3 protein-coding genes and 1 pseudogene are annotated in these 5,355 nt (G+C 34.4%); 3 read left to right on the forward strand and 1 reads right to left on the reverse strand.

Annotated elements, in window-relative coordinates; all coding sequences use genetic code 11:
- The 3 genes and pseudogenes from ACKTSC_RS13200 to ACKTSC_RS13210 all read left to right on the forward strand — a co-directional run.
- Positions 1 to 220 (forward strand): annotated as a pseudogene (locus tag ACKTSC_RS13200) (DDE-type integrase/transposase/recombinase); the annotation flags it as partial.
- Between the two features lie 367 nt (positions 221 to 587).
- Positions 588 to 3,362: a hypothetical protein gene (locus ACKTSC_RS13205; RefSeq protein ID WP_407857811.1), complete on the forward strand. Its 2,775-nt coding sequence runs from the start codon at positions 588 to 590 to the stop codon at positions 3,360 to 3,362.
- 344 nt (positions 3,363 to 3,706) lie between these two features.
- Positions 3,707 to 4,297, forward strand: coding sequence for a recombinase family protein (locus ACKTSC_RS13210; protein ID WP_407857812.1), 591 nt, complete (start codon positions 3,707 to 3,709; stop codon positions 4,295 to 4,297).
- A 62-nt stretch (positions 4,298 to 4,359) separates the two neighbouring features.
- On the opposite strand, the gene ACKTSC_RS13215 is transcribed toward ACKTSC_RS13210, so the two are convergent.
- Positions 4,360 to 5,193, reverse strand: coding sequence for a COG1361 family protein (locus tag ACKTSC_RS13215; protein WP_311809192.1), 834 nt, complete (start codon positions 5,191 to 5,193; stop codon positions 4,360 to 4,362).
- Positions 5,194 to 5,355: the final 162 nt, after the last annotated feature.

Genomic DNA, 5,355 nt, shown 5'->3' on the forward strand with positions numbered 1-5,355 from the left:
CAGAACATCGTACCATTAAATACCTGAATAATTTGATTGAACAAGACCATCGTCCAGTAAAGAGACGCAATAAATTCTATCGAAGTTTACGCACTGCCTCTACCACGATTAAAGGCATGGAAGCCATCCGAGGATTATATAAGAAAACCCGAAAAGAAGGGCTCTCTTCGGGTTTTCGGTCTGTACTGAAATCAAGGTATTATTGGGAATCCCAGCTTAAATCATAGATACCGTAAGGGATTTTATTCTTTATTTAAAACTTTGCAACAGAACCAAATTGAATATTATGACAGTCATTCCGCGCGGGTAAAGGTGAGGAGGCTTTCAAACCAAGAACAGGAAAAAGATACATACCAAATTGGATCAGTTCATCTATATGACAGCGAAGGAGAGGAACTACTAACTTTAGATACTTTTACCTATGCCTACGATAATTATGAAGAAATAATGTTAGATATTTCCAGGAAATTTCATGTTTTAAAAGAAAATATTACGATTATTGGGTTATAAACAAGAGGATTAATACGAATTAAAAAATGTGCAAGAAGAAAATATTAAAGAACAATTCTATCGTGAAGGAGAAAAAAATGAGGGAATTTAACAACAAACTTAAGGTCTTCATCAGCTCGAAGACTGGGACTACCCCAGCTGATGAAAAATATGTGTTAGCTCGTGTTGCTGCCAAAGAGACATTGGAGTCAACGGGGCTGTTTAAAGTGTATTCTTTTGAATCTGAAGGACCATCGGTAAATTCTGCACTAGAACATTATACTGAGGGCCTAAAGGATAGTGATGTATGTATTTTTTTGATTGATAATAAAGATGATGTTCCCAAGGGTGTACAAATAGAAATTGATACTGTGAATAAATACCAGATTCCATCACTTTATTATTTTTGTCAGGGTGAAGAAAAAGAAAAAACCCAAGCGGAACTGGATTTACGGAAACCAACGAAATCAAAATACACAATTATCAACTCTTTTAGCGAATTTATTGAGAAATGCGCGCTACATTTAGTAGATGATGTATTACTGACATATAAACTCATGATTAAGTCCAAAGGTGGGCAAGATGACATATCTGAAGAGGACAAAATATTTCAAAAAAAATCAGAGGACTCTAAAATTGAAGCAGGAATAATTGAATCCAACAATAATTTGGTTTTAGGAAAGGAAAAGTTAGTTAATGAGATGTGCAGAAATTTCTTTTCGAATCTTCTTTTTGGTAAAAAAACTCAGCAGATCGACAAGAAAGACTTTGATTTTTATTGTTCCAAATACTTGTTAACAATGTTTAAACATACCACCATTGAAGAATTCAATATGAATTTATTTCTAGAATCCTTGAGTAAAATTTTGCCACCCCCCTACTATGAAATAGTCGAGAAAAGGTGGATTTCAAATCAGAAGTATTATTTGGAAGAGTATGATGCTTCCCTCATACTCTTGAAAGAAGCATTAGCACTTGCTGAGGATAATAATGGAAAAGTTGCGGAATGGTTAATTCAAGATATATTAATAGACTTAAGAAATAGAGAAAACAATATAGCTGAGACAAAAAACCAATACCTTAGGAAAACAGAAGGTCAAAAGGGACTAGATAATAGGCAGGAAAAGCTATATTATCCATTAATTGATCGGAATGAAAAAAATTTACTTGAATGGATTGAAAAAGAAAGACATAAAAATGAGATGCGATCTTATTCTAGCTGGTCATCCTACGGGGATCTTTCTTTCTTGAGCGATTATATTGCTGACATATATTATCAAGCTATGATGTTTGGTTCCTTGACCCACTTAAACAGAGTGTATTCTTTGATTCAGAACTTGACTTATCAATTGAGTAAATTTTCAGATTACTGGCCATGGGTGATGACACTTTTAAGTACGACAATAGTTACACTTGATCGGAAAAAAACAACTCAAATAACACGGCATTTTGGAAAACTACTTGAAAAAATGAATCCAGAAGATGCTAGAAGAGTTTATCAGTTCTCAAACAATGCTAAACCACAACATAATAAATTCACCGCAAACCTTATTGCAATGTCTGAAGTTGGTTATTACTTAAATGACGATGATTTTGAACAGTATTGGGATTCTCTCAAATTGCAAATCAATGCATGGGTTAAGGAAGAAAATAGTATGGTATCTTTACAACCTTATGTTTTTCAGTGCCTAAAAAGAATCAGTGCTCGTATTGACGATAACTATATTTTAGAATTTGGTTTAAGCCTTTTAGAATCTTCTAAGATACGTTATAACCTGGATGTTCTGGAATTGTTAGCTGGAAATAATATTGATTACGAATTGGTTAACGTTGATAACTTGAATAGAGCAATTCAAACTCTTATCAAGTATGCAACAGGAAATAATGATTTTAATGAACTTAAGGGTGTTCAGATTATTTTTACACTAATGAGAAATGTAAATTGTGAAAGACAGCAAGAAATGGAGGCATTTCTTCAGAGTAAATGGCCTGATTTTTATTCTAGAGAGTATATGTTTGAAAAAAATAAAGGTAAGCAATCGCAAGAGGTTCTTATCGAATCAAAAATTGAAGATATTCACAATAGGAATCTCACCCAAGGAAAAAATGGCATTTATTCTGGGTATGGAACAAATCCATATCTTGAATCTGAAGGTATATTAACCACAGTAGATGAAAAAATCGGAGGGAAAATGATTGATGAATTGTTTATTGCCACATCGAACACAGTCTTATCGACTGATCAATTAGTAGAAGATAAACTGAATGCCTATCGTCTCATAATTTTTTTAATTAGATACGACGTATCTCTCATAGAAAGAAATGAAGAAGTGATTGCTCGAATCATTCAATTTCAAGATTATGAGAGCGCAAGTGAGTCAATGATGAGTCATGTAGACAGTACAATGATAATCCTAAGTCATTTGTTGTTGTTAGAATGCTTAGGAAAGAACAAATTTTCTGAGATTGCCCAAATTCTCTCGGTATTCACTGATTCTGGAAACCAAGTTGAAGCTTGTAAGATGCTCCAAACATTCCTTTACAATTATAAAAATTACAACATCAGAGCTAATCTGGAAAGTTTATTCTTACAATGTTCACTTTTATGGACAAACTCAGGTAATATTGATGTTCGCTGGCATAACACCCATTTACAACTTACTTTGATAGAAAAGAAAAAATATAGAAAGTTGATTGGGAAAAATTTACAGAGTATTATGGAATCTGACAACGCCATTGTAAAGAGCCAGATCGTGCATAAAATAGATTTAATAAATAATTTGGATAAAAAGCTAGGTAAAGCTATTTTCGAAAGTGCAAAAGATGATAATAACTTTGTGATTCGGAAAATAGCAAATATCAAAATCAGGTAATTCTACCTATTTAATGTGTGAGAACTTATGTGTTATCGATATAAGTACTATCCTCACCTGAGCGGTACTAATTTTTAAATTAGAGACCCCTTACTCTCTCCACATTTGTCCTGTTGTAAATTTTACACTTAAGCGGCAAAAAAATTAAAATCTGTTGTACATGAATTAAAAACCAAAAAAGGTAGTGTCCAGAAAATGGTTCATTTCTGGACACTGCTTTTTTGGTATGTTTTTTCTCTAAATGATCTGAAAAAAGTGTCCATAAACCCGTCACAAATTCTATGTCCAATTAATCACCCTGGATAAAGTTATGGTACAATGAAATAAAAAAAGAAGGTGATTTTTTGAAAATTGGATATGCGCGCGTTTCTACGGGTTTACAGAATTTGGATCTCCAGGAAGACAGTTTGGAAAAATTCGGGTGTGAGAAAGTTTTTACAGATCACATGAGTGGCGCAAAGAGCAATCGTCCGGGATTAGAAACAGCGATTGAATTTGTTCGATCAGGGGATACGCTCGTTGTGTGGCGACTAGATCGGCTTGGGAGAAATATGGAAGACCTGATTACGATCGTCAATCGTTTGAACAATCGTGGTGTTAGTTTTCACAGCTTACAAGAAAATATCACGATGGATAAATCAAGCTCGACTGGTCAATTAATGTTCCATCTGTTTGCAGCGTTTGCGGAATTTGAGCGGAATCTAATTTTGGAACGATCTGCAGCTGGACGTGCTGCTGCACGGGCGCGAGGTAGATTTGGTGGACGCCCGGAAAAGTTGAGCAAAAGTGACTTGGAACTTATCAAGACGTTGATCGATAATGGAACACCTATTAAAACGATTGCCGAAAGATGGAATGTTTCGCGTACAACCATTTATCGGTATCTCAATAAATTAGAGGGAATGAATGATGCCACTCGTTTATCGAATAACTGATTCAGCGCACTCGAAGATTATTTTGATTTAGCTGAGTATTGTGATCAGATTGAGCAACTAGTTCAGACATTATCTTTTGCTAGTCTTCTATCTGGCATTATTTGATCTAAGGAATAACTAACCCTTATTGCTGAGGATTCCCTAGACACTTCTTCAAAATCATTTTTATTTAATAATACCTTAAATCTAATATGTATATTATATTGGTATTTGATTTCATCAAACATGTCATTATACTGAATTTCGATAATTGTATTAAGGTCTACTTCTTCTTTTTCCTGTATTATTTCTTTTTTTATAATCAAATAAGGTGGTAAGAGTATTCTAATCTCAAAATCTTGACCAGCTAAGAGTTCTCCGATGTATACATCAGTAGTAGTGCTATGTAACTCCGTATTATCTGTCCAATCAATCTGATCATATACTGGGGAAAATGTTCTTATTCGGGCGTTTGATGTTTCCCCTCTACCTTTATTTGTAATAGTCAACGGGAATGTAATTTTATTGTCTTGATTAAATGAAAAATAATGTGGGAGTTGAAAATCGTTTGATTCACCTACGCGAGTTGAATGTCCTGTTACACCTAATCCAACTTCACGATAACTAACGCCATTTGTAGAAGTGAAAAATTTAGTTATGTCTAATATAGGTTTATACTGTATTGCTTGATCCTGCTTACTGGATTTCTCTTGTTGTTTTATAGTTACCCACACACCTGCTAAAGTTATGGCTCCTCCTAATACAGCTCCGTAATATCCCATCCAGGCGCCGACATCAGAACGATCAATGATTCCGAAACGGGATGGGGTTATAAGTATAAAATATACACTTAGCGGTAAAAAAATTAAAATTAGTACGACGATTAACATGTATTTAAGAATTGTTTTTTGTTTCATTAATTAACTCCCTTTCAATTTGAAGTTGTCAGGTTAAACCTGAATTCCCGGAATTTATAACGAGGGAGGGGCAACCCCTAACGCCTCATATAATTCCTTCTGCTTCGTCGTAACCTCTCCCAACAGGCGTCCATGTCCGGGGGACTCGAATAATTCAATCGT

Origin of the sequence: Enterococcus hailinensis, assembly GCF_045862035.1 — a bacterium.
GTDB classification, from domain to species: domain Bacteria; phylum Bacillota; class Bacilli; order Lactobacillales; family Enterococcaceae; genus Enterococcus_A; species Enterococcus_A hailinensis.

Bases quoted from the DNA above. Each gene is read 5' to 3' on its own strand.
- ACKTSC_RS13205 (WP_407857811.1), top strand. From the start codon at position 588: ATGAGGGAATTTAACAACAAACTTAAGGTCTTCATCAGCTCGAAGACT.
- ACKTSC_RS13215 (WP_311809192.1), bottom strand. From the start codon at position 5,193: ATGAAACAAAAAACAATTCTTAAATACATGTTAATCGTCGTACTAATT.